Below are 22837 nucleotides of genomic sequence, written 5' to 3'. Positions count from 1 at the left end.
GGTCCCATCCGATCACATCCGGACTCACTGCACCTTGAAGACGGGCCCACGGGGGGTGAACGGCAGCCGTCCGCCCTGCGGGATCAGGTAGGCGTGCTCGCGGCGCACCCGCAGCACGTCGCACCAGCCGTCGGTGATGACCAGCACCGGAGCGCCCGGCGGGAAGTCGTCCGCCCGGTGCAGCAGGTCGATCCCGGGCTGCAGGACCGTACCGCCGCGGCCGTGCACCCGTACCCGGCCGGCGATCTCCGTGACCGGCAGGTAGCCGGCGTCGTGCGCGGCGGCGTCGCAGAAGACCACCCGGGCGGCCGGCACGTCGCGGGCCTCGGCGTAGGAGGCGATCGCGCCCAGCGCCTTGCCGAGCAGGGTGCGGTCCATGGAGCCGGAGGTGTCGAGGACCACGCCGAAGGTGCAGCGGGCGACCTCCTCGGGCGGAAAATAGCGGCCCGCGCGCGGGATGTCGGGGGTGGACGACTGGCGGCGCGAGGGGCGGGCGTACGACCGGACCGGCTCCGGACGGGGCACGAACTCGTCGAACCAGCGGGCGAGTCGGGCGTCCCAGGGCAGCGGCGGGTGGCTGAGCGCGCGGATCTCCTCGACCAGGCCGCCGGGCAGGAAACCGCGGTCCTGCTGCTGGTGCAGGTCCAGGCCCTGGCTCAGGCCGCGGCGGTAGAACCCGTCGAGGTCGACGTAGTCGCCGGGCGGGCCGAGCGGGGCGCCGAGCACGTCGCCGAGGCCCTTGCCGCGCAGGGTGGCCAGGCGGCGCATCCGGCGCAGGTCGCCGGCGATGCGGTCGTAGACCTCCTCGGAGGAGAGGCCGGCGAGCGCCGGGTCGTACAGCAGGCCCTCCGGCATGGTGCCGATCTGCATCTCGCAGAGCCAGCCGTTGATGACGTAGTCGCAGGCGATGTTGAAGAGGTAGGGGTCCCGGGTGCCGCAGCGGTCGCCGTGGCGCAGGGCGGCGTGCAGCATCTCGTGCCCGAGGATGAACCGCCACTCCTCGTCGTCGAACCGGCACAGGGGATTGATGTAGATCTCGCCGGCTTCCGGGTTCACCGCGGCGACGGAGATGCCGTGGGCGCGGGCGAGTTCGGCGTCGGCGACGAGCTTGATCCCGGCCGCGATGCCGCCGAGCAGCGGGTAGGAGGCGATGAACCAGCTCAGGGCCTGCTGCCAGGGGCGCTGCCGCGCCGGCTCGCCGTCGAGGGAGTCGCGGCGGCCGCCCGCCATGTCCATCGCCGCCGACACCGTCCGGGTCAGGGCGGTGGCGAAGGCCAGCTGGTGGTCCGGGGGCTGAGCCCAGCCCACCCACCGCAGGAGCAGTTGGTCGGGCTCGTCGCCCGCCGTGCCGCAGTGCTCGTACGCCGCCGGAATTCCGTCCCGCCGCCAGCGCGCGGCGAGCTGCTCCTCGTCGCCGTCGGGGTAGGAGGCGGGGAGCTCCTCGGGGGTGGTGCCGATGGGGAAGTTCAGCAGGAAGCGGTTGACGACGACGCAGCGCGCGGCGAGGTCGAACCGGTCCGGCTGGGTGCGCTCGCCCTTCGCGGCGGGGACGTGCCCGAAGCCCAGATGCAGGACGGCGTGCGCGAGCGCCCAGGCCCAGGCGGCCGGGTCGGCGAGGCGATGCGGGTGGACGTGCAGGTCGGCGTCCGAGTCGACGGCCACGAGCCCGTCGCGGGGCGCGAACCTGCACTCCTCCTGCCGGCAGACCCCGAAGTCGACCGCCGCCAGCGCCGGGTTGGCCTTGACCAGCCGCATCCCCTCGGCGAACGCCTCGGCCGCGGGGTCCCGCTTCTTCTGCCCCTCGCCCCGGGTACGGGTCACCGGCGCGCCTCCACCAGCCGGGGCATGTCCCGGGCCGCCTCGATCAGGAACCAGGACGGCAGTACGGGATTGCCGTCGGCGTCCGGGGCGATCACGGTCTGCGCGACCTCGACGGAGATCTCGGCGAGCTGTACCAGCAGCGACTTGGCGCGGTACGCGGTCTGCCGGCCGTTCGCCGACATGTGCTCCTTGCTGACGGGCAGTTCCTTGACGAGACGGCCGCGGAAGGACTCGGCGAGGTAGTACAGCAGGTCGCGGTCCTCCGGCCGGTTCGGCCAGCGGGCGTCGCCCTTGATGACGGCCTCGATGCCGAACTGGCTGCGCACGATCTTGACGTATCCGCAGAAGGCGGTCGCGTGGATGGGCGTGAGGGTGCCGTGGGCGAGGACTTTCAGGGTGTCCTCGTCGAGGTCGCGGCCGAAGGAGTGCAGCGCGTCGGAGAGCATGTGCCAGGAGCGGGGCGTGGAGAACGGCTCCTCGGTCTTCGGCGGCTTGGACCACAGGTGGTCGGGGCGGTCGGTGAGGTGGTCCAGGATCCAGGGGTGGATGCCGTTGCCGGCGGCCCAGGCGAGCCAGTCCTTGGCGGAGGCCTCCAGGTGGACGTGGGTGAGGCGGTTGACGAGCGCGGAGGCGATGGGGCGGGCGAGGGCGTTGTCGGTGGCGCGGTTTCCGGCGCCGATGACGATCGAGCCCTTCGGCAGCTCGTAGGTGCCGATGCGGCGGTCGAGGATGAGGGAGTAGAACGCCTTCTGCACGTCCGGGCCGGCCGCGTTCAGCTCGTCCAGGAACAGGCAGTACGGCTCGTCACGGGCGATCGCCTCCGGCGGGCAGAACACCGAGCGCCCGTCGCGGATCTGCGGGACCCCGATCAGGTCCTCGGGGGCGAGCTGGGTGCCGAGCAGACTGACGCACTCCAGGCCCAGGGATTCGGCGAACTCCCTGACCAGGGAGGACTTTCCGATGCCGGGGGCGCCCCAGAGGAAGACGGGCCGGACGGTGGCCAGGCCGAGGAGGAGTTCGGGGATGCGGGAGGGAGTGACGGTGACGGCAGCCTGCAAAGCAGGTACTCCTAGGGGGTGTTCGAGTGGGTTGCCGGTGATCCGGCCGGTGCTGCGACTCGAACAGTGTGTGCCTGCGGCTGCGGCGGCGCAGCCGAATTTCAGGCGGCCCGCCGGTCGGCCTCGTCCGCCGTGAGCGGCACCTGGGGCCCGTTCGCCTCGCGCAGCCAGCGGCGCAGGACGCGGTGCAGGTGCTCGGCGCCGGCCAGTTCCTGTCCGTCGTCGACGGGCGTGGACAGGGCGAGGGGCGACAGCAGGAACGGGCGGGCCTGGGCGCCGCCGAGTCCGCCGTGGGAGCCGATCTGCTCCTCGAAGGCGAGGACCTCGCCGTCGTCGGGGTCGTACCAGGAGTTGACCATGATGTCGGCAGTGTGCGGGAAGGAGTGGGTGCGGCGCACGGCGTCGGCGGCGCCGGGGCCGAAGCCCGCCAGCGGGCCGGGGTGGGCGTCGAGCCGGTCCAGGGGGATCTCCGTGCCGTACGGGCCGAGGACCAGGCCGCCGTGTTCCTCGCTGCGCACCAGCAGGAAAGCGATGCCGGGGTGGTTGGCGAGGGTGGGGAGGAGGGCGGGGTGGCGGGCGTCGATCTCCTCCTTGGTCATGCGGTGATGGACGTCCGCGAAGGAGACCAGGCCGAGGTTGCCGGAGGCGAGCACCATCGGTTCCGAGTGGCGGCCGGCGGGGCGGTGCCGTTCGGAGCGCTCCTCGACGGGGCGGCGCAGGGCGGCGCGTACGGCGGTGCGGGCTTCGGCGCCACTGTGCGTTCGCTCGGCCTTGCGGGGTACGGGCAGGCCGCAGCCGGCGCGGACGAGGTCGCCGAGGGTGAGGCCGTAGCGGGCGCGGAAGGTCTCGCCGGGGCTTTGGCCGTGGTCGGACAGGACGACGATCCGGTAGGGGCGTGGGGAGTGTTCGGCGACCTTCTCGATCAGTGCGAGGCACCGGTCCAGGCGTTGCAGCACCTTTTCGGCGTCGCGGCTGCGCGGTCCGGAGTGGTGGGCGACCTCGTCGTAGGCGACGAGGTCGGCGTAGACGGCGGTGCGGCCCACGAGCAGGTCGCCCATCACCGCGGCGAGCACGACGTCCCGTTCGACGACGGTCGCGAAGGCGCGCACGAAGGGGTAGAGGCCGCCGCGCCGGACGCGCGGGCGCTGTCCTCGCGTCCGGGCCCGGGTGGACTGGCCGATCTCGCGGCAGACCTCGGCGGCGAAGGAGAGGGCTGTACGGACGGCGTTGGCGGGGTCGGAGAAGTAGGCGAAGTAGCCGGCCCGGGAGCGGTTCTCGCGGCCGCGTCGGCGGGTGGCGATGGACAGGACGAGGGCCTGTTCGTCGGCGCCGCCGCTGAACAGGTTGCCGCGGCTGGCGCCGTCGACGGTGAGCAGTCCACCGTCGCCTGTATGCAGTATGGCGCGGCGCTGGAGTTCGGCGGCACTGGTCGGGCGATTGCATACCATCACCTCGCCGTTGTCCTTCTCGTACCAGCGGAACGCGGGGATGTCGAAGGTGGAGCCGTGCAGGATGCCCAGCTGGCTGGCGCCGGTCTGGCTGGACCAGTCGGTGCGCCACGGGGTGAGCCGGTGGGTGGGCCGCTGCCCGTCGCCGGCGGCGAGCCAGCGGCCGACGGTCGGCATGAGCCCCTTGCCGACGGCCTGGGTGAGCACGTCGTGGCCGACACCGTCCAGTTGGACGAAGACGGTGCCGGGCGTGGTCGCGCAGGGCGGGTGGGATCTGCGGCGGCGGTCGGCGAGCCGGGACAGCCTGCGCCGGTAGGCGTCGTCGTCGCGGACGGCGAGGGCGCCGCCGGTGGCGGAGGCGACGGCGGACATCACGGCGGCCACGATGACGGCGGTCTCGGGGGCGGCCTCGCTGCTGCCGGAGGGGTTGATGCGCAGGGCGACGAGGAGGAGGGAGCCGTTGAGGAAGAAGACCAGCAGGCCCAGGACGAGGGCGGGCACGAGCAGCAGGAGCCGTACCAGGAGGGGCCAGACCACGGCCGACAGGATGCCGAAGGCGCCGGCGCCGAGGGCGGCGGTGACGGCTATGCGGGTGGCGCTGTCGCCGTCGGCGGACTGGAGCTGGAAGTCGGGCAGGATCCCGGCCAGCACGAGCATGGTGACGGTGGAGACCGCCCACACCGTGACGCTCCGCCCGACCTGACTGGCGATCCGCCGCCAACCCCCGCCACGCACGCCCCGTACACCTCACGTCCCGGCCCGTCGCCGGTGCGGGCCTGGGTCCACCTTGTCACAAGGGGAGCGGCGGGCATCAAGGACCAGGTCAGGGCCTAGCGGCCGTCGTACCCCGCGGTCGGCATGGACAGGCGCCGGTGTACGCGGGCCTTCATCTGGGCGTCGTACAGCGGTTCCGCGGAGCCGACCGTCTCGACCCGCACCCCGCGGCGCGCGCACTCCGCGGTGAACTCGTCGGCGTTGGACAGCGCGCTCTCCAGCACCCGTCGGCTGGGCGCGACGAACAGGTCCACGCCGGGGCGGACCCCGTCCCACAGCACGCAGTGGTCGGGCCGCAGCCCGCGCACCAGCAGCTCCCGTGCGACGACGTAGCCGCGCTCGGCGGCCCAGCGCGCGCACATCGCGTACTGACTGCGGGAGTCCACGAGGAAGGGATCCGACTCCAGCTCCTCGAGCGGCGTCAGACTCGCGATCGCCGTGACCCGAACCGGTCCCATGGTGTCCCCCTCACCTCCGGGTTTCGCCGCAGACCCTACTCCTGCCCGTAGGCTTCGGGGAGTCGCACGAAGGGGGCGAAGAGGGTGCCGGTGGAGATCACCTGGTGGGGTCACGCCACCTGCACGATCGAAGACTCGAACATACGTGTGCTCACCGATCCTCTGTTCGCTCGCAGGCTCGCGCACCTGCGCCGCCGCCGGGGTGCGCCGCCCTCCGCCGACGCCCTCCGCGCGGACGTGGCGCTCGTCTCGCATCTGCACGCCGACCATCTGCACCTCCCCTCGCTGGCGCGGCTCGCCCCGGGCACACGCCTGCTCGTGCCCCGGGGCGCACCACGGGCGGTACCCGGACTGCGCCGGCTCACCCACCTGCGCGTCGCCGAGATGGCCCCCGGGGACGAGACCATGGTCGGTGACCTGGTCGTACGGGCGGTGCCCGCGCGGCACGACGGTCGGCGGCTGCCCGTCGGCCCGCACCGCTCCCCCGCCCTGGGGTACGTCGTGGAGGGTGAGGCTCGGACCTATTTCGCCGGTGACACCGGCCTGTTCGACTCCATGGCCGAGGAGGTCGGGCCGGTGGACGTGGCGCTGCTGCCGGTGGGCGGCTGGGGGCCGTACCTCGGTCCAGGGCACCTGGACGCGGGCCGGGCCGCCGAGGCGCTCGCCCGCCTCGCGCCGCGCAGCGCGGTGCCGGTGCACTACGGCACGTACTGGCCGATCGGCATGGACGCCGTGCGCCCCCATGAGTTCCATGCGCCGGGCGATGAATTCGTGCGCCTGGCCGCGCAGTACGCGCCCCGGGTGACGGTGCACAAGCTCGGGCACGGGGAGCGCGTGCGCCCGGAGGTCGCCCGGTGAACTGGCTGGCCGCCGCCTCGAAGGCCGTGCCGCCGGAGTCCACCCAGCAGGCGATCGGCTACCCGTCGCTGTTCCTGCTGGTGCTGATCGGCGCGCTGGTGCCGGTGGTGCCGACGGGGGCGCTGGTGAGTTCGGCGGCGGTGGTGGCGTTCCATCAGACCGCGCCGTTCTCGCTGGTACTTGTGTTCGTGACGGCGTCACTGGCCGCGTTCCTGGGGGACGCGGCGTTGTACTTGCTGGGCCGGCGCGGGATGGGCTCGAAGAACGGGTCGCGATGGCTGGCGGCGATCCGGGCGCGGGCGCCCGAGGACCGGCTGACGCAGGCACAGGGGAAGCTCGCCGAGCACGGGGTGACGGTCCTCGTGCTGTCCCGGCTGGTCCCGGCGGGCCGCATCCCGGTGATGCTGGCCTGCCTGATGGCCGACTGGCCGCTTCGCCGCTTCGCCCGCGGCAACCTGCCGGCCTGCCTGGCCTGGGCGGTGTCGTACCAGTTGATCGGGATTCTCGGTGGCTCGCTGTTCGCCGAGCCGTGGGAGGGCGTGGTGGCGGCGGTCGCGCTGACCGTCTCGATCAGCGCGACGCCGGCTCTGTGGCGACGGATCAGGAAGACGGCACGGGCCTAGGGGCGCGGGACGCGAGGCGCGGGGCACAAGGCGCGAGGCGCGAGGCGCAGGGTCCGCGGGCCCGGCAGCGCAAGAGCAGAGGGCCTTCGGGGCTAGGGGGCACGGGGCTGGGGGCTGGGGGCTGGGGGCTACAGGGCTACAGGGCTACAGGGCTACAGGGCTACAGGGCTACAGGGCTACAGGGCTACAGGGCTACAGGGCTACAGGGCTACAGGGCTACGGCAGCACGCGTGAACCCCCGATCGGCAGGTCCCACAGTTCCTCCCGGCCCAGTCCCGCCTTCTCCCAGGCGGCCCGCACCCGGGTGAGCGGCTCCAGCAGCGGCTCGGCTGACAGGACGAACGTGCCCCAGTGCATGGGGGCCATACGGCGGGCGCCGAGGTCGCGGGCGGCGCGGACGGCCTCCTCCGGGTCGCAGTGCACGTCGCTGAGCCACCAGCGCGGGTCGTAGGCCCCGATGGGGAGCAGGGCGAGGTCGATGCCCGGGTAGCGGCGGCCGATGCGGGAGAACCAGTGGCCGTAGCCCGTGTCGCCGGCGAAGTAGACGCGCCGGCCGTCCCGGTCGGTGAGCACCCAGCCGCCCCACAGGCTGTGGCAGGTGTCGGTGAGGGTGCGCTTGGACCAGTGGTGGGCGGGCACGAAGTCGAAGCGGACGCCGGACAGTTCGGCCGCCTCCCACCAGTCCAGTTCGGTGACGGTGGTGAACCGGCGGCGGCGGAACCAGGGGCCGAGGCCTGCCGGGACGAACACCGGGGTGTCGCGCGGCAGTCGGCGCAGGGTCGGGGCGTCCAGGTGGTCGTAGTGGTTGTGGCTGATGACGACGGCGTCGACGCGCGGCAGCGCGCTCCAGGCGACGCCGACCGGGGTGACCCGGGCCGGGGTGCCGAGGATCCGGCGGGACCAGACCGGGTCGGTGAGGACGGTGAGCCCGCCGATGCGCAGGACCCAACTGGCGTGCCCCGCCCAGGTGGCGGCGACGGTGCGGGTGTCGGTGCGGGGCATCGGGCCGGGTTCGAAGGGGAGCCGCGGGATGTCGGCGAGGCCCTCGGGTCCGGGCCGTACGGAGCCCTCGCGGGCGAATCGGGCGATGGCCTTGAGGCCGGGCAGGGGGGCGGTGAGCCGGTCGTGGAAGGTCCGCGGCCAGAACCGGAGTTCGCCCAGGGGACGGGGTTCGGCGAGCGGCGGGAACGGAGGCGCGAAGGGGGTGGGGGCGGACGGAACCGCGGGGGTCGCATGGATCGCGGGGGCCGGCGGGGTGTGGGCTTCCCTGGTCGTCGTCGTGGTCGTGGTGACCGACCCGGACAGCTGCGTCTGCTGCGTCATCGAGGAGGCTCCCATCGCTGAGCGTCGTCGCGGAGATCGTCGAAGACCGACCTCAAGGAGATCAACGCGCGTTGCACGTGTGGCAGTTCCAACGGTGCGGGTGACGTGAGGCATTCCGTGCGTTCCTCGTCGGTGCCGGCCAGCAGCGGCCCGGTGGACAGCCGTACGCGCAACGCCCCCAGGTCGTCGCCGAAGCGGTGGCCGCCGGGCGCGGGCATGCCGAGCCGGGCGGTGAGGAAGTCCTCCAACTCCTGTGCGTCGCCGACCCCGTGCGCGCCGAGCGCGGAGCGCAGCTCGCCGAGGTCGACGTACAGGTGACGGCCGGCCTGCGGCGGTCGGGACAGGGCCCCGGCGGAGACGGCGGCGGCGTGCACGGCGGCGGCCACGCGCGCGTGCAGGCGTACGGCGGTGTCACGGCGCCCGGTGACCGGCTCGGGTTCGCCGAGCGCGTACGCGGCGGCGGCCGCCACCGGTGCGGCGACGCGCGCCCCCAGGGCGGTGAGCACGTCGAGCACGCGCGCGTGGAGCGCCTCCCCGGTGTGCGCCGCGGGGAAACGGGCGACGGCCGCGGGCCAGCCGGGTGGCAGCAGCGCGCCCGCCAGGTCGGTGACGACGGTGACCCGGTCGGGCAGCATCTCCGCCGGGCTGAGCAGCACCGTGTCGTGCGGGTCGTGCAGGGTGTCGCGCCAGGTCTCGTCGCTGACCAGGTGCAGTCCCTCGCCCTCGGCGGCCTCGACGGTCTCGTGCAGCAGCTCCGGCGGCGCCACGGTGGCGGTCGGGTCGTCGGCGACGGAGAGCACGAGCAGCCGCGGGTCACCGCCCTCGGCGCGGACCCGGCGTACGGTCTCCAGAAGGGCGTACGGGTCCGGTACACCGCCGCACTCGGCCGGTGTGGCCACGTGGAAGGCGGGCCGGCCCAGCAGCCGTGCGTACGGTGCCCACCAGGCGGCGCAGGGTCTGGGCACCAGGACGTCGCCGCCGAGCGCGGCGGTCAGGGCGAGCAGCAGGGACGGTGCTCCGGGGCCGGCCGCCACGCGGTCCGGGTCGGCGGGCAGGGCGCGCCGTGCCCAGTAGCCGCGGGCCGCCTCGATCAGGGCGGGGCCGCCGCCGACCGGCTCCTCCCCCGGGCGGCCCGCGGCCGCGGCGAGCACGGCGGAGAGTTCGGGCAGAACGGGCAGTCCGTCGTCGGGGAGGTGCGGCCCGTAGCGGACGGGACCGTGGTCTTCGGGGTCCGTCCGCCGCATGTCCGCCTCCGCGCAGTCCGTGGTGCCGTGTGCCGTCCCCGTACGCCTACCGCTGCCGTACCACCCGGTGGGCGGCGGCCCCGAGCGCGCCGGCGATCAGCAGGCCGCCGGCGACCAGCGCGGGGACGGAGCCGTTGAAGGCACCGCCCTCTCCAGCATCCACGCCGTGCTGGACGGCGGCGGCCGGGCTGCAGGTGGAGCCGGTCCGGGGTTCGGGACACGTACGGCCCTCGTCGTCATCACAGGATGCGCCCCGGGACTCGTCGCATTCCCGCCCCTGGCTCTCCCCGCACGCCCGCGACCCGCCGCACTCCCGGCCGTCACCGGAAACCTGCGACTCACCGCACTCGCGCCCCTCCCCGCAGGCCTGGGACTCGCCACAGGACTCCGAGTCGGCGCACTGTCGGCTGTCACCGAGCTCGGTGCCGACGTCCTTGCCGACGTCCTTGCCGATCTCTGTGCCGATCTCTGTGCCGACGTCCTTGCCGACATCGCTGCCGACATCGCCGACGGCGTCGGGGCCGACATCTGTGCCGACGACGGCGTCGGCATCCATGCCTGTGCTGGTGGCGGGGCTGGAGCCGACGCCGGCACCGATGCCGGTGCTGGCGCCAGTGCCGGCGCCAGTGCCGGCAGCGGGGCTGGCGCTCGAGCCGACTCCGGAGCTGGAACCGACGCCGGAGCCGGAGCCCGCGCTTGTGCCGGAGCCGGCGTTCGCGGCGGCGCGCGGCACCGAGAACTTGGCGCTCCAGGGCTGCCCCTGCGCGCCGGGCGCGGCGGGACAGGTGCCGTCGACCGTCCGCGCGGCGTCCGGCCCGGCCGGGGCCGTAGTGCCCTGGGCCGGGGCCGGGGCCGTAGTGCCCTGGGCCGGGGCCGGGGCCGTAGTGCCCTGGGCCGGGGCCGTAGTGCCCCGGGCGTCACCGCCGGAGGTGATCCGCGCGGTGCCGCGGTAGGCGGATCCGGAGGTCCGGCCGTCCTCGGCGGTGACCCGGCGCAGCCGCACGGTTCCGCCCTCGAAGGCCGGTGAGGAGGCGTCGATGGTCTCCGGTACGGCCCCTCCGGTCGCGCCGCAGGTGACGGACACGGTGATGCTGCCGCCCGGCCGGACGGCGCCGGGGCCGACCTCCGCGACGGGGTCCGCGGAGGCGGCCGGTATGGCGATACCGAGGGCGGCCGCGGCCAGGACGGCGGCGGCCAGGGCGCGAGCGGTGCGTCGCATGGGACGGGCTCCTCAGACGGACGGCTGCGGGAGCACGACGGTCGTGCTCCCGCAGCCATCACAGCCCGCCGGACCGCAGCCCGCGCGCGGCCGGACCCCATTCGCGGGAAGGTGAACGGCCTATCGGGTGACGCCGGCCGCCCACAGGCATACCCCTACGCCACGTCCCGCATCACCTGGTCGCGCAGCCGCGCGCAGCACCGGTTGATCAGCCGGGACACGTGCATCTGCGAGATGCCCAGCTGTTCGGCGATCCGGCCCTGTGTCATGTCCCCGAAGAACCGCATGTAGAGGATGACCCGTTCCCGCTCGGGCAGGGCGGCCAGCCGGGGCTTCACGGCCTCCCGGTCCACGACCGTGTCGAGCGCGGGATCGACGGTGCCGAGGGCCTCGGCGAGTGAGTACCCGTCCCCGTCCGCGCTGCCGGGCAGCTCCGCGTCCAGGGACAGTGCGGTGAAGCTGTCCAGCGCCTCCAGGCCTGCCCGGACGTCCGCCTCGCTCATGTCCGCGTACTCGGCGATCTGGGCCACGGTGGGCCGCCGCCCCGGGGCGGTCTGCGACAGGTCCCGGCAGGCGAAGCGGACCCGGTTGCGCAGGTCCTGGACCCGGCGCGGCACGTGCAGGGTCCACATGTGGTCGCGGAAGTGCCGCTTGATCTCGCCGGTGACCGTGGGCACGGCGAAGCTCTCGAAGGCCTTGCCGCGCTCGGGGTCGTACCGGTCCACGGCCTTGACGAGGCCGAGGGCGGCGACCTGGCGCAGGTCCTCGTAGCTCTCGCCGCGGTTGCGGAACCGCCCCGCGATCCGTTCGGCCATGGGCAGCCAGGCCTTCACGATCTCGTCGCGGAGCCGGTCGCGCCGCCGCCCCGGAGGGAGCGCGGCCAGTTCGCGGAAGGACTGCGCGGTGTCGGGCGCGTCGTCGTGCGGATGGTGCTTCGTGCTCGCTCGGTTGGGCATGGTGCGTCGCAACTCCCCTGACCTGCTGGATCGGACGGTCATCGTGGGAGCGCCTCCGCCTCGGTTCGGAGGAACGGAGGCACCCGTGACAGGGGCCGCCGCTCCCACGGACGTGCCTCCTGTCCGAAGCACTGACACTGCGCCTGCCCCCCGCCTCCGGGGACAAACAGCCGTGTCCGTGTTGTGTCGGCGCCCGGTGTCCGGGTACGCGGTGCTTACCCCCTGAACACCTGGAGGGAGCCATGCAGCGAGGCAGTGACCGGTTGAGCGTGCACCGGGACGACGAGATGAAGCACGAGCTCCGGGAGCTTCTCAGGTCGGGGCACCCCACCCGCACCGAGGAGTGGCACGACCCGGAACCCACCGCCGAGGACGACCCGGCGATCTTCCGCGGTCCGGTGGCGCGGGGGAACAGCGAGCGGCCCTCCCTGGCGGCGGTGCGGCTGGAGCTGGCCCGGAACCTGGGGCGCGGCGCCTTCCCCGCGGCACCTGGCGAGCTGGCCGGCGCCCTGCGCCGCGGGCAGGCGCCCGACGAGCTGGTCCAGGCGGTACGGCGGCTGCCGCGGGCGGCGCACTACGCCAACGTGCAGCAGCTGGCCCAGGCGCTGGCGGGGCCGATGTGAGCCGGTGAGGACAGCCGGGACTCGGAAGCCGGAAGGGCGCGGAGAGGCGGTGGGCAGAGCGGCGGGGCGGAGAGCCGGATCGAAGAGCCGGAGCGGAGAGCCGGAGCGGAGAGCCGGAGCGGAGAGCCGGAGCGGAGAGCCGGCCCGGAGAGAGCCGGCCCGGAGAGAGCCGGCCCGGAGAGAGCCGGCCCGGAGAGAGCCGGCCCGGAGAGAGCCGGCCCGGAGAGAGCCGGCCCGGAGGGGGCGGCCCGGAGGGGGCGGCCCGGAAAGGATGTCGAGCGTCATGCGTATCGCGTTTCTCGCGGCGCCCGCGGGCGTCGAACAGGTGGAGCTGACCGAGCCCTGGAAGGCGGCCTCGGACGCGGGCCACGAGCCGGTGCTGGTGTCGACGCGGCGCGGTGAGATCCAGGCCTTCGACCACCTCGACAAGGCTGACAGGTTCCCCGTGGACGAGGTCGTGGCCGAGACCTCCGCGGGCGAGTTCGGCGCGCTCGTCCTGCCGGGCGGTGTGGCCAACCCGGACTTCCTGCGGATGGACGGGAAGGCCGTCGCGTTCGTGCGGGAGTTCTTCGACCTGGGCCGTCCGGTGGCCGCGATCTGCCACGCCCCCTGGACTCTGATCGAGGCCGACGTCGTACGGGGGCGGACGCTGACCTCCTGGCCGAGCGTGCGGACCGACGTCCGCAACGCGGGCGGCACCTGGGTGGACGAGCAGGTGAGGATCTGCGAGGACGGCCCCAACAAGCTGGTCACCAGCCGCAAGCCGGATGATCTGAAGGCATTCTGCGAAGCGCTCCTCGACGTGATCGCCGCGGCCTGAGCCGCGGCGCGAGGACACGCAAGGGGCACGCAAGGGGCACGCGAGAGGCACGCGAGGGGCACCTCAGGCGCCGGGAACCGCCGCCCCACCGCAGCCGCGCTCGCGGGCGCCCTCCCGCGTGCGGCCCCCGGCGATCTGGCGGCGGGGATTGCGGCGCAGGAACTCGCCCTCCAGCTGTGCCATGCGCTCGTTGTGGGCGCGCAATGCGCCGTTCGAGCCGTACAGCAGCGTGTCGTGGCGCGTGCGGTGGATCGTCTCCAGCTCCTTCATGAGCTGCTGGTCGTCCAGACGGTCCGGGTCGACTCCGGTCATGATGGTGCCCCGCTCGTCGTGGTCGCTCTGCTGCCTCCACTGTACGAACATTCCGGCCCCCGGGCCTCCGTGGCTACCGGACCCGCTCGACCCGGCGCTCGTCCCACACCGGCTCCGGCGTCTCCCGGACCCGGCCGTCGCTGCCGAAGACCAGGAAGCGGTCGAACGAGCGCGCGAACCAGCGGTCGTGGGTGACCGCGAGGACCGTGCCGTCGAACGCCTCCAGGCCTTCCTGGAGGGCCTCGGCGGACTCCAGGTCGAGGTTGTCGGTCGGCTCGTCAAGAAGCAGGGCGGTGACGCCCTGGAGCTCGAGGAGCAGGATCTGGAAGCGGGCCTGCTGGCCGCCGGAAAGGCGGTCGAAGGGCTGCTCGGCCTGGTTGGTGAGCTCGTAGCGGCGCAGCCGGGACATGGCCGCGCCCCGGTCCTGGGAGTGCTCCTTCCAGAGGATGTCCAGGAGGGCGCGGCCCTCCAGTTCGGGGTGGGCGTGCGTCTGGGCGAAGTGGCCGGGGACGACCCGGGCGCCGAGCTTCCACTCCCCCGTGTGCGCCACGTCGTCGCCCGCGAGCAGGCGCAGGAAGTGCGACTTGCCGGATCCGTTGGAGCCGAGGACGGCGACCCGCTCGCCGTAGAAGACCTCCAGGTCGAAGGGTTTCATCAGGCCGGTGAGTTCAAGTCCCTTGCAGGTGACGGCCCGTACGCCGGTGCGGCCGCCCTTCAGGCGCATGGTGATGTCCTGCTCGCGCGGCGGCTCGGGCGGCGGGCCGGCCTCCTCGAACTTGCGCAAACGGGTCTGGGCGGCCTGGTAGCGGGAGGCCAGTTCGTGGCTGATGGACGCGGCCTGCCGGAGGTTCAGCACGAGTTTCTTCAGCTGGGCGTGCTTCTCGTCCCAGCGCCGGCGCAACTCCTCGAAGCGGGCGAAGCGTTCGCGCCGGGCCTCGTGGTACGTGGCGAAGCCGCCGCCGTGCACCCAGGCGTCGGCGCCCGCGGGACCGGGTTCGACGGAGACGATCTTCTCGGCGGCGCGGGCGAGGAGTTCGCGGTCGTGGGAGACGAAGAGGACCGTCTTGCGGGTCTCCTTCAGCCGCTCCTCCAGCCACCGCTTGCCGGGCACGTCCAGGTAGTTGTCCGGCTCGTCGAGCAGCAGCACCTCGTCCGTGCCGCGGAACAGCGCCTCCAGGACCAGCCGCTTCTGCTCACCGCCGGAGAGGGTGCGCACCTGCCGCCACTGCGCGCGTTCGTAGGGCACGCCGAGCGCGGCCGTGGTGCACATGTCCCACAGGGTCTCGGCCTCGTAACCGCGCGCCTCGGCCCAGTCGGCGAGTGCCTGGGCGTACCGCATCTGGGCGGCCTCGTCGTCGACGGTCATGATGGCGTGCTCGGCCTGGTCGACGGCCCGCGCGGCCTCACGGATGCGGGGCGGTGCGACGGACACGAGCAGATCACGTACGGTCGTCTCGTCCCGTACGGACCCCACGAACTGGCGCATCACGCCCAGGCCGCCACTCACGGTGACCGTACCGCCGTGCGGTTTCAGTTCGCCGGAGACCAGCCGGAGCAGGGTGGTCTTGCCCGCGCCGTTGGGGCCGACCAGGGCGACGGCGGCGCCTTCGCCCACCCGGAAGGACACGTCGCCGAGCAGGGCCCTCCCGTCGGGGAGGTAGTACTCGAGGTGCGCGGCTTCCAGATGTCCCATGGGGACGCATTCTGCGGGCCGCCCCCGACCTGCGCAAACCGTTATCCGGCCGGGTCCGCGGCCCCTCCGGTCGGCCGGTCCGCCTCCGGGGCGCTCCAGCCGGGGCCCGAGCCCCCGTGCTCAGCTCTTCGGGCCTGCCTGCGGCCGGTCTCCGGAGACCGGCGCGCCCCTTTGGCTCACCGGCTGCGGCCGCCCCGTCGGACCGGCCTCCCCCGTGGGCGTCACGACCGCGCCCGCCCAGGACAGCGCCTTCCAGCCGTCGGACGGCGAGCCCTCCATGACGACCACGCCGGTGTTGTCGAGGGGGCGGGCGGCGGCGAAGCGCACGTCGACGTTCGCGGCGCGGGCGGCCGTCCACACCCGGATCGCCGCTCCGTGGCTGACCATGGCGACGGCCGAGGCACCGCTCGCCGCGGCCTCGGCGACCACGGCGTCGTACCGCGCCAGCGCCTCGGTCCCGCTCTCCCCGCCCGGCATCCGCAGCGCGGTGTCGCCGGCCGCCCAGGCGAACCCCGTCCGCATGTAGAGCCGGCCGCGCTCGGAGTCGCCGGGCAGCATCTCCAGGTCCCCGGCGGACAGCTCGCGTATGCCGTCCCGCACGATCACGTCGAGCCCGCGGGCGGCCGCCAGCGGGGCGGCCGTCAACTGCGTACGGACCAGCGTGGAGGCGTAGACGGCGTCGATGTCCTCGTCCGCGAGGGCCCGCGGCAGGGCGGCGGCCTGCCGCAGGCCGAGAGGGGTCAGACCGGGCCCGGGTACGGCGGTGTCCAGCAGGAAGTCGACGTTGGTCGGGGTCTGGCCGTGGCGGACGAGGAGCAGGCGCATTCGGGGTTCCTCTCGCTCGATCACACCGCCGGCACACGGCAAACGGCGCCTTCAGGCTACCCGCCCCCTTCGAGACGGGGTGCTGTGGTTCGCGGCGGGGGCGGCGACGGTGGAGCGGCCGGCCGCGGCACCGACGGTGTACCGCCCGCCCCGAAGCGAGCCGGGTCGCAGACCGGCCCTTAGTCCACATGGTGGAACGTGTATCTCAATATTCGGCATGCACGCGTACGGTGGTGTGTACCGGCGACAGGGGCCTCACGCCCCGAACGCCCGTCCGACGACAAGGGGTTGAGTCATGCCGAAGCCGCAGGAGACCGCTGTCTACACCCATGGGCACCACGAGTCGGTGCTGCGTTCGCACACCTGGCGGACGGCCGCCAACTCCGCGGCCTATCTGCTCGGTTCGCTCAAGCCCCACATGAAGATCCTGGACATCGGCTGCGGTCCGGGGACCATCACCGCCGACCTGGCCGCGCTGGTCCCCGACGGCCGGGTGACCGGCGTCGACCACGCGTCGGGCATCCTGGACCAGGCCCGGGCCGTCGCCGCCGAACGAGGCCTGACGAACGTCGACTTCGCGGTCGCCGACGTCCATGCACTGGGCTACCCGGACGACACGTTCTGCGTGGTCCACGCGCACCAGGTGCTGCAGCACGTGGGCGACCCGGTGCAGGCGCTGCGCGAGATGCGCCGGGTCACCAAGCCCGGCGGGTTCATCGCCGTCCGCGACTCGGACTACGCGGCGATGACGTGGTATCCGCAGGTGCCGGGGTTGGACGACTGGCAGGACCTGTACAGCCGGGTCGCCCGAGCCAACGGCGGCGAGCCGGACGCCGGGCGGCGGCTGAAGTCCTGGGCGCTGGCCGCCGGGCTCACGGACGTCACGGCGACCTCCGGCACCTGGACGTTCAGCACGCCCGAGGAGCGGGTGTGGTGGAGCGGGCTGTGGGCGGACCGCACCGTCGCCTCGGCGTACGCGGACCTCGCCGTCGAGGGCGGTCACGCGACCGCCGGACAGCTGCGGGCCGTTGCGGAGGCCTGGCGGGAGTGGGGGAAGCGGGAGGACGGCTGGTTCACCGTGCTGCACGGAGAAATTCTCTGCCGCAAGGAGGCCTGATTCCCGGATAACGGGAAACGCGGAAGGCAGGAGGTTCACATTATGGTTCCCATCCTGCTGGTACTGCTTCTGGTGCTGATTCTCTTCGGTGCCGGATTCGCGGTGAAACTGCTCTGGTGGATCGCTCTGGCGGTTCTCGTGCTATGGCTTCTGGGATTCCTGATGCGCGGCACGAGCGCCGCGGGAGGCAGGGGCCGCTGGTACCGGTGGTGAGTTCACCGCCGCGGAAGCAGCGGTCCCAGCGGCCCGAGGTCCAGGTTCAGGTCCTCGGGCCGCAGTCCGTAGCGGTCGCGCAGCTCGGCCATGCGGTCCTCCAGGAGCATCAGGGTGAGCCCGATCCGCTCCTCCTGTTCCTCGCTCAGCTCGCCGGTGTCGAAGCGGCGCAGCGCCTGCCGTTCCATCAGCTGGCGCAGCAGCTCCACGACGGTCAGGACGAGTTTGACGAGGTCGCGTTCGACCGTGTCGGGTTCCAGGTCCAGCCGGTTCCTCCGGCGTTCCGTCACGACGTCACCTCCGGCCACGGGGAGGGCACCTGTTCGCTCACCGAGCTGATCAGCGCGTTCAGGTCGATCCGGACGAGGTCCACGTCGGCGATGCGCAGCGTGATGTCCCCGGTGATGACGACGCCCCCGGCGAGCAGCCGGTCGAGCAGGTCCACCAGGGCGACCTCACGGCGTTCGACGGCGGTCACCGTTCCTCCTCCGACGGATCGCCCGTGAACGAGTAGGCCGCCCAGGGGCCGGTGAGTTCCACCCGAATTCCGGGCGCTTCGCCCTGTTCAGCTTCGTCCTGTTCAGCTTCGTCCTTTGCCGCTTCGTCCTTTGTGCGGTCGACCAGTTCCACGAATTCCTCGGACCGCGTGCGCGGCACCAGATAGGCCCCGTTGAGGAGATTCTCTCCCCGGACACCGGAAAGCGACGAGTTCTGCGGGGCGTGCAGCCGGGATTCCTCGGCGTACCGGGAAAGCGTTTCGTGCAGCCGGCTCGCGAATTCCTCGGCCTTCTGGAACCTGTCCTCGTGCGAGCGGCTGCGCTGCCGGCGCTGCCGCAGATAGTCCCGGCCGCTGACGGGCTGCCGGGCGGGCCGGGCGGCGGGCTCCTCGGGCGGCTCCGGCTCCAGATACACCTTGACACCCCATTCCACCCGGCCCTCCAGCCGGTCGAGGGTGCGCCGGAAGTCGTCCTCGCGCGCCTCCATCATCACGCGTACGCCGCTGTCGTCCCGGAAGACCGTGGCGAGCCGGAGCGGCAGTGGCGTGGTGACGGTGGTGAGCGCGTCGATCACGCCCTGGTGGGCGCGGGCGGTCTCGGTCAGCCAGTCCAGGTCCTCCAGATGGGCGTGGAGCGGCTGCTCGGCGAATTCCCCCTCCGGGACCGTGCTGACGACCGCGATCAGGCCGTGGTGTCTCAGCAGCCCCGGCGGGGCGCCCGCCACTCCTGTCAGCTGGGACTGCAGGGCCGCGTCGAAGGGGCGGCAGACCGCGTAGACGTACCGCAGACCGGTCATCCCGCTCATGGGGCCTCCTCCTGCTGCACGCGGCCGGGCTCCAGCTGGGCCAGTCGCTCGCGCAACTCGGCATTCTCCCGTTGGAGTTCGTCGCGGCGGGCGCGTGTGGACAGGGCGGGGTCGCTCTCCCACCAGTCGATGCCCATCTCCTTGGCCTTGTCGACGGAGGCGATGACGAGCCGCAGCTTGACGGTGAGCAGTTCGATGTCGAGCAGGTTGATCCGGATGTCACCGGCGATGACGATGCCCTTGTCGAGCACGCGCTCCAGGATGTCGGCCAGGTTGGCACCGCCGCCCTGGCCGTACGGCTCCGGGAGCCGGGCGGGCGTCGTCATCGACGGCTCCCGCTCTCGGCGTACTCGTCTTCGGGTTGCTCCTCGTCCTCGTCCTCGTACTCGATGTAGTCGTCCTCGTTCTCGGGTGCGCCGCCGTTCTCCGCCTCCTCCTCGTCGTCCTCCTCGTCCTCGTACTCGTCCTCGGCTTCGCCCTCCTGAGGCTCCTCGTCCTCGTACTCTTCCGCTTCGTCCTCGGCCTCGTTCTCGTCCTCCGGTCGCTGCTCCTCGTCGGACCGTTCCTCCTCGGCGACCGCGTCCTCATGGCTCTGGACCACCTCGCCGTCCTGGATCTCACCGCGCCAGCCATCCTCGGCCTCGCCCTTGAGGGTGATGAAGCGGGCGAAGTTCTTGAGGTCGAGCCGGGCCCGGCGGCCCTGGGCCCGCCAGATGTTGCCGGTCTTCTCGAACAGGCCCTTGGGGTAGTACTCCATGACCAGCACAACGCGGGTGAGGTTGTCCTCCAGCTCGTGGAAGGAGACCACACCCTTCGTGGTGCCCTTGGCGCCCTCCGACTGCCACTGGATTCGGTAGTCGGGAACCTGTTCGGTGGTGTGCGCCTTCCAGCTGCGGTTGGACCAGAAGACCTTGAGCTGCCAGTCGGAGGTCGTGTCGTCGGCGCGGCTCGCGCTCTTCACGCCCTTCGCGAAGGTGCTGAAGTCCTGGTACTGGGTCCACTGGTCGTAGGCGGTGCGCAGCGGCACGCCGACGTCGATGTACTCCATGATGACGGTCGGCTTGTGGCCCGCTCCGCGCTTGCGCTTGCCCTTGCCGCCGAGGTTCTTCAGGGCGCCGACCACGCTGTCCTTCGCGTGCGAGGCGCCGAGCTCCAGCGCGGAGCGCAGCGGGCCCTTGCCCTCGGCGAACTTGCGCCCGGCGTCGAGGGCGAGCTTGCCGAAGCCGGGGCTGTTGCCCTCCGCGATGTCGTTGAGCTTGCCGGTGGTCTCGCCCAGCTTGCGGCCGACGCCGGCCAGCATGCGCTCGGCCTGAGCGGCGAGGTACTCCTGCACCTCGGCCTTCAGGCGGTCGGCCGCCTCGCTCTCCGCCAGCCGGCCGAGCGGGCTCTCCGTGGCCTTGCCGTCCGTGGACGATGCCGCGGACCGCGCGGATCCGAGGGTCTCGGTCATGACTCGCCGCCTCCCTTCGGAAGCCGGGCCCGGGCGCCTCGCGCGGCGCTCCCGCCCGTGGACGTCTTCTTCCTGTCCGCCGTCTCCTTCGCCGCCGCCTTCTTCGCGGGGGCATTCCGGGCGGCCCGCTTCGCCGGTGCCTTCCTGGCCGTCCTCTTGGCGGGGGCGGCCTTCCTGGCGGGGGCCCTCCTGTCCGTCTTCTGCGCCGTGTCCTTCCCGGACGGTCCGGATCCGGTCCCGCCGCCTTCGGAGGCTTCCTCCGTCTCTTCCTCGCCCTCGGCCTCTTCCTCCTCCTCGACCTCTTCCTTGCCTTCGGCCTCTTCTTCCTTGCCCTCGGCCTCTTCGGCGGTCTCCTCCTCGTCATGGCCGTCCTCGGATTCCCCGAGCCCTTCGAGCTGGTCGCGCATCTCTGCGGTGCGCCCGTGCAGACGGTCGGCCAAGGCCTCCATCTGCCGCTCGACCATGGCGCCGGAGGCGGCCTTGCCGACCCCTCGCAGGTCCCCGCGCAGCTGCTCCCCGATCTCCTTGAACTGCGGGTTGTCCCGCAGTTGCTGGGACACCAGGTCCGTGACCATTCGCGGGCTCAGGTTCAGCCGCTTCCCGGCCGCCAGTGAGCCGAGCGCGAGCGCCAGCTTCAGCTTCTTCGTCCGTCCGAGGAAGTATCCGGCCCCTAGGGCGAGGCCCAGTCCTATGCGGTTCATGTGAATGTCCCATTGTCCGTCCCCGCGCCTCGGCGCAGGGCGATCTCCAGCCGGTCGAGGAGCTCGTCCTCGAGTCGGTCGAACTCGTCCTCGTCGATCTCGCCCGTCTCCAACCGCTGTTCGAGCGCCGCGAGTTCGGCCCGGACCGTGGCGGGGTCGTAGTAGATCCGCTCCGCCTCCTCCACGACCTGCCGGATCACCCACCCGGTACCGCGCACGGGCGCGAACGGCAGCAGCAGCACCTCTCCGATCAGTCCCATGGCACTACCCCGATCCGGTCTCCGCGCCGCCCACCGTGGTGCCCGCCGGTTCGGACGGGCCCGGCTCGACGAAGCTGTACGGCGGCAGCGGCCCGTGGGCCCGCACTTCGAGGTGCGGACGGCTCTCGCGGAACTGCTGCACGGCGGCCAGGAAGGTCTCGGCGGAGTCCTGGTCCACCAGGAACGACAGGTTGGCCAGCCAGCCGGTGGACTCGGGGCCCGCGCTCACCGCGGCCGCCTCCGTCTCCAGGGCCTGCAGCAGCTCTGCCGCGTCCTGGACCTCCCGCGCCCGCACCGCGGCCGCGACCATCTCGCCGAACTGCAGCCGCTGCTCGTAGCTGCCGCCGCCGGCCTTTCGGTTGGACTCGGCCTGGGCGCGCAGCTCCGGGTTCTCGGCCATGACGCGGTGCAGCACGGCCTCTTCGTCGTGCGTCGCCTTGATGTTGTACTCGACCTTCCCGTCCAGCTCCCGCAGTCGCTCCTCGTAGTGGCCGGCGCGCTCGGCGAGCACACGGGTGACGCTGTCGTCGTCGGGGGCGACACTGCCGAACCGCATGGGCAGCACACAGCCGGCCGCGCCGGTTTCGGCGAGCACGGTCTGGTGGGCGAGCAGCTCCCTGCGCTTGGCGCGCAGCCCTTCCGGGGCGTCGCTGACGACGGCCGCCAGCCCGCCCTCCTTCAGGATGCGCACCTTTCGCGGCGGGTCACCGACGCCGCCCATGCCCTCGGGCAGGGAAGAATGCGTCGCGGCCGTGATGCCGTAGACGTACGTGCTCACTCCTGCTCCTCCTTCCTGCGCGCGGTGGTCCTGCGGGCCCTCGGCCGCTGTTCGGCCTCGCGCTCGGAGCCTTCGCCGCGTTCGTCGCGCGCCTGCTTGAAGGCGTCCGAGATGGTCTCGGCGGCACCGGACAGCGCGCCCTTGGACTTGCCGCGCGCGCCGGACTCGGTGATCTCGCCGACCAGGTCGGGCAGGCCGGGGCTCTTGCGCGGGCCCGCCTCCAGGTCGAGCCGGTTGCACGCCTCGGCGAAGCGCAGGTAGGTGTCGACGCTGGCCACGACGACCCGTACGTCGATCTTCAGGATCTCGATGCCGACCAGGGAGACCCGTACGAACGCGTCGATGACGAGTCCTCGGTCGAGGACGAGTTCCAGTACGTCGTAGAGGCCGCTGCTGCCTCCACCGCCGGTCTGCTGTGCTGGGACGACTGTCATGCCGACCGAGCCTCCTCGTGGGGGGAAATGTCGGTCGCGGGCGGCCGGTCTAGCGGCCGCCCGGCCGGTGTGCGTCCGCCCGCCCCCGCTCGTAGCGGCGGGTCCTGCGGTAACCGGTGAGCCGGCCGCCGGGGTCGAGGTCGACCTGGTAGCTCGCCATCAGGCTCATCGTGTCGGGCACGCGGGCGAGTTCGAGGACCTCCACCTCCAGTGACCAGCCGTCGTCCGTCTGCTCGAACGACGACACGGACTCGGCGGCCATGCCCGTCAGCTCGGCGAGCTGGGCGCGCGCCTCGCGCAGCGCCTCGACGGGGCTGGGCCGGTCGTCCGCACTGCGCCTGTCGGTGTCTTTACGGTCTTGGCGTGACTCCTGAGCGTTATGAGATGTATGCGAAGGATTGGTATGCGATGTGTCTCTTGTATTCAATATGGCCACCTCATCCCCCGGGTGGCCGTCGAGCCCGCGGCCCAAACCTTCACGAGCACTCTCCGTCGCACAGCGTCCCGGGACGGCGTGCGCGCGCCGA

The 22837-nt window shown here is 72.8% G+C and carries 27 protein-coding genes; 6 read left to right on the top strand and 21 right to left on the bottom strand.

Annotated features, from left to right (window positions below):
* Window positions 1–24: 24 nt before the first annotated feature.
* The 4 genes from ACIPSA_RS13025 to ACIPSA_RS13010 form a co-directional block, all read right to left on the bottom strand.
* Window positions 25–1755, bottom strand: a complete 1731-nt coding sequence (locus ACIPSA_RS13025; protein WP_402633762.1) for a hypothetical protein — start codon at window positions 1753–1755, stop codon at window positions 25–27.
* Window positions 1756–1817: 62 nt separating this feature from the next.
* A complete protein-coding gene (locus ACIPSA_RS13020; protein WP_402632865.1) occupies window positions 1818–2879 on the bottom strand; it encodes an ATP-binding protein in 1062 nt (353 codons plus the stop codon).
* A 101-nt stretch (window positions 2880–2980) separates the two neighbouring features.
* Complete coding sequence (locus ACIPSA_RS13015; protein ID WP_402632862.1) at window positions 2981–5062, bottom strand: phage holin family protein; 2082 nt, start codon at window positions 5060–5062, stop codon at window positions 2981–2983.
* Between the two features lie 95 nt (window positions 5063–5157).
* Entirely contained in the window at window positions 5158–5559 is a 402-nt protein-coding gene (locus tag ACIPSA_RS13010) for a hypothetical protein (RefSeq protein WP_402632859.1), read from the bottom strand.
* Between the two features lie 84 nt (window positions 5560–5643).
* Between ACIPSA_RS13010 and ACIPSA_RS13005 the strand changes: the two genes are divergently transcribed.
* Both ACIPSA_RS13005 and ACIPSA_RS13000 read left to right on the top strand, forming a co-directional pair.
* The gene (locus ACIPSA_RS13005) at window positions 5644–6417 is read left to right on the top strand and encodes an MBL fold metallo-hydrolase (protein ID WP_402632857.1); all 774 of its coding nucleotides are present in this window, start codon (window positions 5644–5646) and stop codon (window positions 6415–6417) included.
* Entirely contained in the window at window positions 6414–7040 is a 627-nt protein-coding gene (locus ACIPSA_RS13000) for a DedA family protein (RefSeq protein WP_402632854.1), read from the top strand. The genes ACIPSA_RS13005 and ACIPSA_RS13000 overlap by 4 nt, the downstream gene beginning before the upstream one ends.
* A gap of 216 nt (window positions 7041–7256) precedes the next feature.
* Here ACIPSA_RS13000 and ACIPSA_RS12995 read toward each other — a convergent pair whose 3' ends face one another.
* The 4 genes from ACIPSA_RS12995 to ACIPSA_RS12980 all read right to left on the bottom strand — a co-directional run bounded on the left by ACIPSA_RS12995 (window position 7257) and on the right by ACIPSA_RS12980 (window position 11782).
* Window positions 7257–8363, bottom strand: a complete 1107-nt coding sequence (locus tag ACIPSA_RS12995; protein ID WP_402632852.1) for an MBL fold metallo-hydrolase — start codon at window positions 8361–8363, stop codon at window positions 7257–7259.
* On the bottom strand, window positions 8360–9607 hold the full coding sequence (locus ACIPSA_RS12990) for an aminotransferase class I/II-fold pyridoxal phosphate-dependent enzyme (protein ID WP_402632849.1): 1248 nt from the start codon (window positions 9605–9607) through the stop codon (window positions 8360–8362). The genes ACIPSA_RS12995 and ACIPSA_RS12990 overlap by 4 nt, the downstream gene beginning before the upstream one ends.
* A 46-nt stretch (window positions 9608–9653) precedes the next feature.
* Window positions 9654–10826: a hypothetical protein gene (locus ACIPSA_RS12985; RefSeq protein ID WP_402632846.1), complete on the bottom strand. Its 1173-nt coding sequence runs from the start codon at window positions 10824–10826 to the stop codon at window positions 9654–9656.
* A gap of 155 nt (window positions 10827–10981) precedes the next feature.
* Entirely contained in the window at window positions 10982–11782 is an 801-nt protein-coding gene (locus tag ACIPSA_RS12980) for an RNA polymerase sigma factor SigF (RefSeq protein WP_402632843.1), read from the bottom strand.
* A 242-nt stretch (window positions 11783–12024) separates the two neighbouring features.
* Between ACIPSA_RS12980 and ACIPSA_RS12975 the strand changes: the two genes are divergently transcribed.
* A complete protein-coding gene (locus ACIPSA_RS12975) occupies window positions 12025–12405 on the top strand; it encodes a DUF2795 domain-containing protein (RefSeq protein WP_402632841.1) in 381 nt (126 codons plus the stop codon).
* Window positions 12406–12688: 283 nt separating this feature from the next.
* A complete protein-coding gene (locus ACIPSA_RS12970; protein ID WP_402632838.1) occupies window positions 12689–13225 on the top strand; it encodes a type 1 glutamine amidotransferase domain-containing protein in 537 nt (178 codons plus the stop codon).
* A gap of 63 nt (window positions 13226–13288) precedes the next feature.
* On the opposite strand, the gene ACIPSA_RS12965 is transcribed toward ACIPSA_RS12970, so the two are convergent.
* The 3 genes from ACIPSA_RS12965 to ACIPSA_RS12955 form a co-directional block, all read right to left on the bottom strand.
* Entirely contained in the window at window positions 13289–13588 is a 300-nt protein-coding gene (locus tag ACIPSA_RS12965) for a DUF6158 family protein (RefSeq protein ID WP_402632835.1), read from the bottom strand.
* 22 nt (window positions 13589–13610) lie between these two features.
* Window positions 13611–15230, bottom strand: a complete 1620-nt coding sequence (locus ACIPSA_RS12960; protein ID WP_402632833.1) for an ABC-F family ATP-binding cassette domain-containing protein — start codon at window positions 15228–15230, stop codon at window positions 13611–13613.
* A 120-nt stretch (window positions 15231–15350) separates the two neighbouring features.
* Window positions 15351–16055 carry a histidine phosphatase family protein gene (locus ACIPSA_RS12955; protein ID WP_402632831.1) on the bottom strand — a complete coding sequence of 235 codons (705 nt, stop codon included), beginning with the start codon at window positions 16053–16055 and terminating at the stop codon, window positions 15351–15353.
* Between the two features lie 295 nt (window positions 16056–16350).
* On the opposite strand from ACIPSA_RS12955, the gene ACIPSA_RS12950 reads away from it, so the two are divergent.
* Together ACIPSA_RS12950 and ACIPSA_RS12945 are read left to right on the top strand one after the other, a co-directional pair.
* Window positions 16351–17172 (top strand): class I SAM-dependent methyltransferase, encoded by an 822-nt coding sequence (locus tag ACIPSA_RS12950; protein ID WP_402632828.1) that lies wholly within the window; start codon window positions 16351–16353, stop codon window positions 17170–17172.
* Window positions 17173–17214: 42 nt separating this feature from the next.
* Window positions 17215–17385 (top strand): hydrophobic protein, encoded by a 171-nt coding sequence (locus ACIPSA_RS12945; RefSeq protein WP_402632826.1) that lies wholly within the window; start codon window positions 17215–17217, stop codon window positions 17383–17385.
* A 2-nt stretch (window positions 17386–17387) separates the two neighbouring features.
* Here the strand turns inward: ACIPSA_RS12945 and ACIPSA_RS12940 are convergent, their stop codons facing one another.
* From ACIPSA_RS12940 to ACIPSA_RS12895, 10 genes are read right to left on the bottom strand one after another with little or no spacing between them, the layout of a single operon-like run.
* The gene (locus ACIPSA_RS12940; RefSeq protein WP_402632823.1) at window positions 17388–17675 is read right to left on the bottom strand and encodes a gas vesicle protein K; all 288 of its coding nucleotides are present in this window, start codon (window positions 17673–17675) and stop codon (window positions 17388–17390) included.
* Window positions 17672–17863 carry a gas vesicle protein gene (locus ACIPSA_RS12935; protein ID WP_402568793.1) on the bottom strand — a complete coding sequence of 64 codons (192 nt, stop codon included), beginning with the start codon at window positions 17861–17863 and terminating at the stop codon, window positions 17672–17674. Before ACIPSA_RS12935 ends, ACIPSA_RS12940 begins: the two co-directional genes overlap by 4 nt.
* Window positions 17860–18678, bottom strand: coding sequence for a GvpL/GvpF family gas vesicle protein (locus ACIPSA_RS12930; RefSeq protein WP_402633760.1), 819 nt, complete (start codon window positions 18676–18678; stop codon window positions 17860–17862). Before ACIPSA_RS12930 ends, ACIPSA_RS12935 begins: the two co-directional genes overlap by 4 nt.
* Window positions 18679–18683: 5 nt before the next feature.
* Window positions 18684–19013, bottom strand: coding sequence for a gas vesicle protein (locus ACIPSA_RS12925; RefSeq protein WP_402632821.1), 330 nt, complete (start codon window positions 19011–19013; stop codon window positions 18684–18686).
* Window positions 19010–20137: an SRPBCC family protein gene (locus ACIPSA_RS12920; protein ID WP_402632819.1), complete on the bottom strand. Its 1128-nt coding sequence runs from the start codon at window positions 20135–20137 to the stop codon at window positions 19010–19012. Before ACIPSA_RS12920 ends, ACIPSA_RS12925 begins: the two co-directional genes overlap by 4 nt.
* Window positions 20134–20838, bottom strand: a complete 705-nt coding sequence (locus ACIPSA_RS12915) for a DNA primase (protein ID WP_402632816.1) — start codon at window positions 20836–20838, stop codon at window positions 20134–20136. The genes ACIPSA_RS12920 and ACIPSA_RS12915 overlap by 4 nt, the downstream gene beginning before the upstream one ends.
* Window positions 20835–21098 carry a gas vesicle protein GvpG gene (locus ACIPSA_RS12910; protein WP_402632814.1) on the bottom strand — a complete coding sequence of 88 codons (264 nt, stop codon included), beginning with the start codon at window positions 21096–21098 and terminating at the stop codon, window positions 20835–20837. Before ACIPSA_RS12910 ends, ACIPSA_RS12915 begins: the two co-directional genes overlap by 4 nt.
* A 4-nt stretch (window positions 21099–21102) precedes the next feature.
* On the bottom strand, window positions 21103–21876 hold the full coding sequence (locus tag ACIPSA_RS12905; RefSeq protein WP_402632812.1) for a GvpL/GvpF family gas vesicle protein: 774 nt from the start codon (window positions 21874–21876) through the stop codon (window positions 21103–21105).
* Window positions 21873–22310: a gas vesicle structural protein GvpA gene (locus ACIPSA_RS12900; protein ID WP_402632809.1), complete on the bottom strand. Its 438-nt coding sequence runs from the start codon at window positions 22308–22310 to the stop codon at window positions 21873–21875. The genes ACIPSA_RS12905 and ACIPSA_RS12900 overlap by 4 nt, the downstream gene beginning before the upstream one ends.
* A 49-nt stretch (window positions 22311–22359) precedes the next feature.
* On the bottom strand, window positions 22360–22737 hold the full coding sequence (locus ACIPSA_RS12895) for a gas vesicle protein (RefSeq protein ID WP_402632807.1): 378 nt from the start codon (window positions 22735–22737) through the stop codon (window positions 22360–22362).
* Window positions 22738–22837 lie beyond the last annotated feature (100 nt).

The organism is Streptomyces sp. NPDC086549, assembly GCF_044746205.1.
Classification (GTDB): Bacteria; Actinomycetota; Actinomycetes; order Streptomycetales; family Streptomycetaceae; genus Streptomyces.
Note: the sequence above shows the minus strand (reverse complement) of the source record. Positions and strands in the feature narration are given on the sequence as shown.

Coding starts and splice junctions, on each gene's coding strand:
- ACIPSA_RS12915 (WP_402632816.1), bottom strand. CDS start 20,838: ATGAACCGCATAGGACTGGGCCTCGCCCTAGGGGCCGGATACTTCCTC.
- ACIPSA_RS12980 (WP_402632843.1), bottom strand. CDS start 11,782: ATGCCCAACCGAGCGAGCACGAAGCACCATCCGCACGACGACGCGCCC.
- ACIPSA_RS12910 (WP_402632814.1), bottom strand. CDS start 21,098: ATGGGACTGATCGGAGAGGTGCTGCTGCTGCCGTTCGCGCCCGTGCGC.
- ACIPSA_RS12990 (WP_402632849.1), bottom strand. CDS start 9,607: ATGCGGCGGACGGACCCCGAAGACCACGGTCCCGTCCGCTACGGGCCG.
- ACIPSA_RS12985 (WP_402632846.1), bottom strand. CDS start 10,826: ATGCGACGCACCGCTCGCGCCCTGGCCGCCGCCGTCCTGGCCGCGGCC.
- ACIPSA_RS12950 (WP_402632828.1), top strand. CDS start 16,351: ATGCCGAAGCCGCAGGAGACCGCTGTCTACACCCATGGGCACCACGAG.
- ACIPSA_RS12900 (WP_402632809.1), bottom strand. CDS start 22,310: ATGACAGTCGTCCCAGCACAGCAGACCGGCGGTGGAGGCAGCAGCGGC.
- ACIPSA_RS12965 (WP_402632835.1), bottom strand. CDS start 13,588: ATGTTCGTACAGTGGAGGCAGCAGAGCGACCACGACGAGCGGGGCACC.
- ACIPSA_RS12970 (WP_402632838.1), top strand. CDS start 12,689: ATGCGTATCGCGTTTCTCGCGGCGCCCGCGGGCGTCGAACAGGTGGAG.
- ACIPSA_RS12960 (WP_402632833.1), bottom strand. CDS start 15,230: ATGGGACATCTGGAAGCCGCGCACCTCGAGTACTACCTCCCCGACGGG.
- ACIPSA_RS12955 (WP_402632831.1), bottom strand. CDS start 16,055: ATGCGCCTGCTCCTCGTCCGCCACGGCCAGACCCCGACCAACGTCGAC.
- ACIPSA_RS12945 (WP_402632826.1), top strand. CDS start 17,215: ATGGTTCCCATCCTGCTGGTACTGCTTCTGGTGCTGATTCTCTTCGGT.
- ACIPSA_RS12995 (WP_402632852.1), bottom strand. CDS start 8,363: ATGACGCAGCAGACGCAGCTGTCCGGGTCGGTCACCACGACCACGACG.
- ACIPSA_RS13025 (WP_402633762.1), bottom strand. CDS start 1,755: ATGCGGCTGGTCAAGGCCAACCCGGCGCTGGCGGCGGTCGACTTCGGG.
- ACIPSA_RS13010 (WP_402632859.1), bottom strand. CDS start 5,559: ATGGGACCGGTTCGGGTCACGGCGATCGCGAGTCTGACGCCGCTCGAG.
- ACIPSA_RS12925 (WP_402632821.1), bottom strand. CDS start 19,013: ATGACGACGCCCGCCCGGCTCCCGGAGCCGTACGGCCAGGGCGGCGGT.
- ACIPSA_RS12920 (WP_402632819.1), bottom strand. CDS start 20,137: ATGACCGAGACCCTCGGATCCGCGCGGTCCGCGGCATCGTCCACGGAC.
- ACIPSA_RS12930 (WP_402633760.1), bottom strand. CDS start 18,678: ATGACCGGTCTGCGGTACGTCTACGCGGTCTGCCGCCCCTTCGACGCG.
- ACIPSA_RS12975 (WP_402632841.1), top strand. CDS start 12,025: ATGCAGCGAGGCAGTGACCGGTTGAGCGTGCACCGGGACGACGAGATG.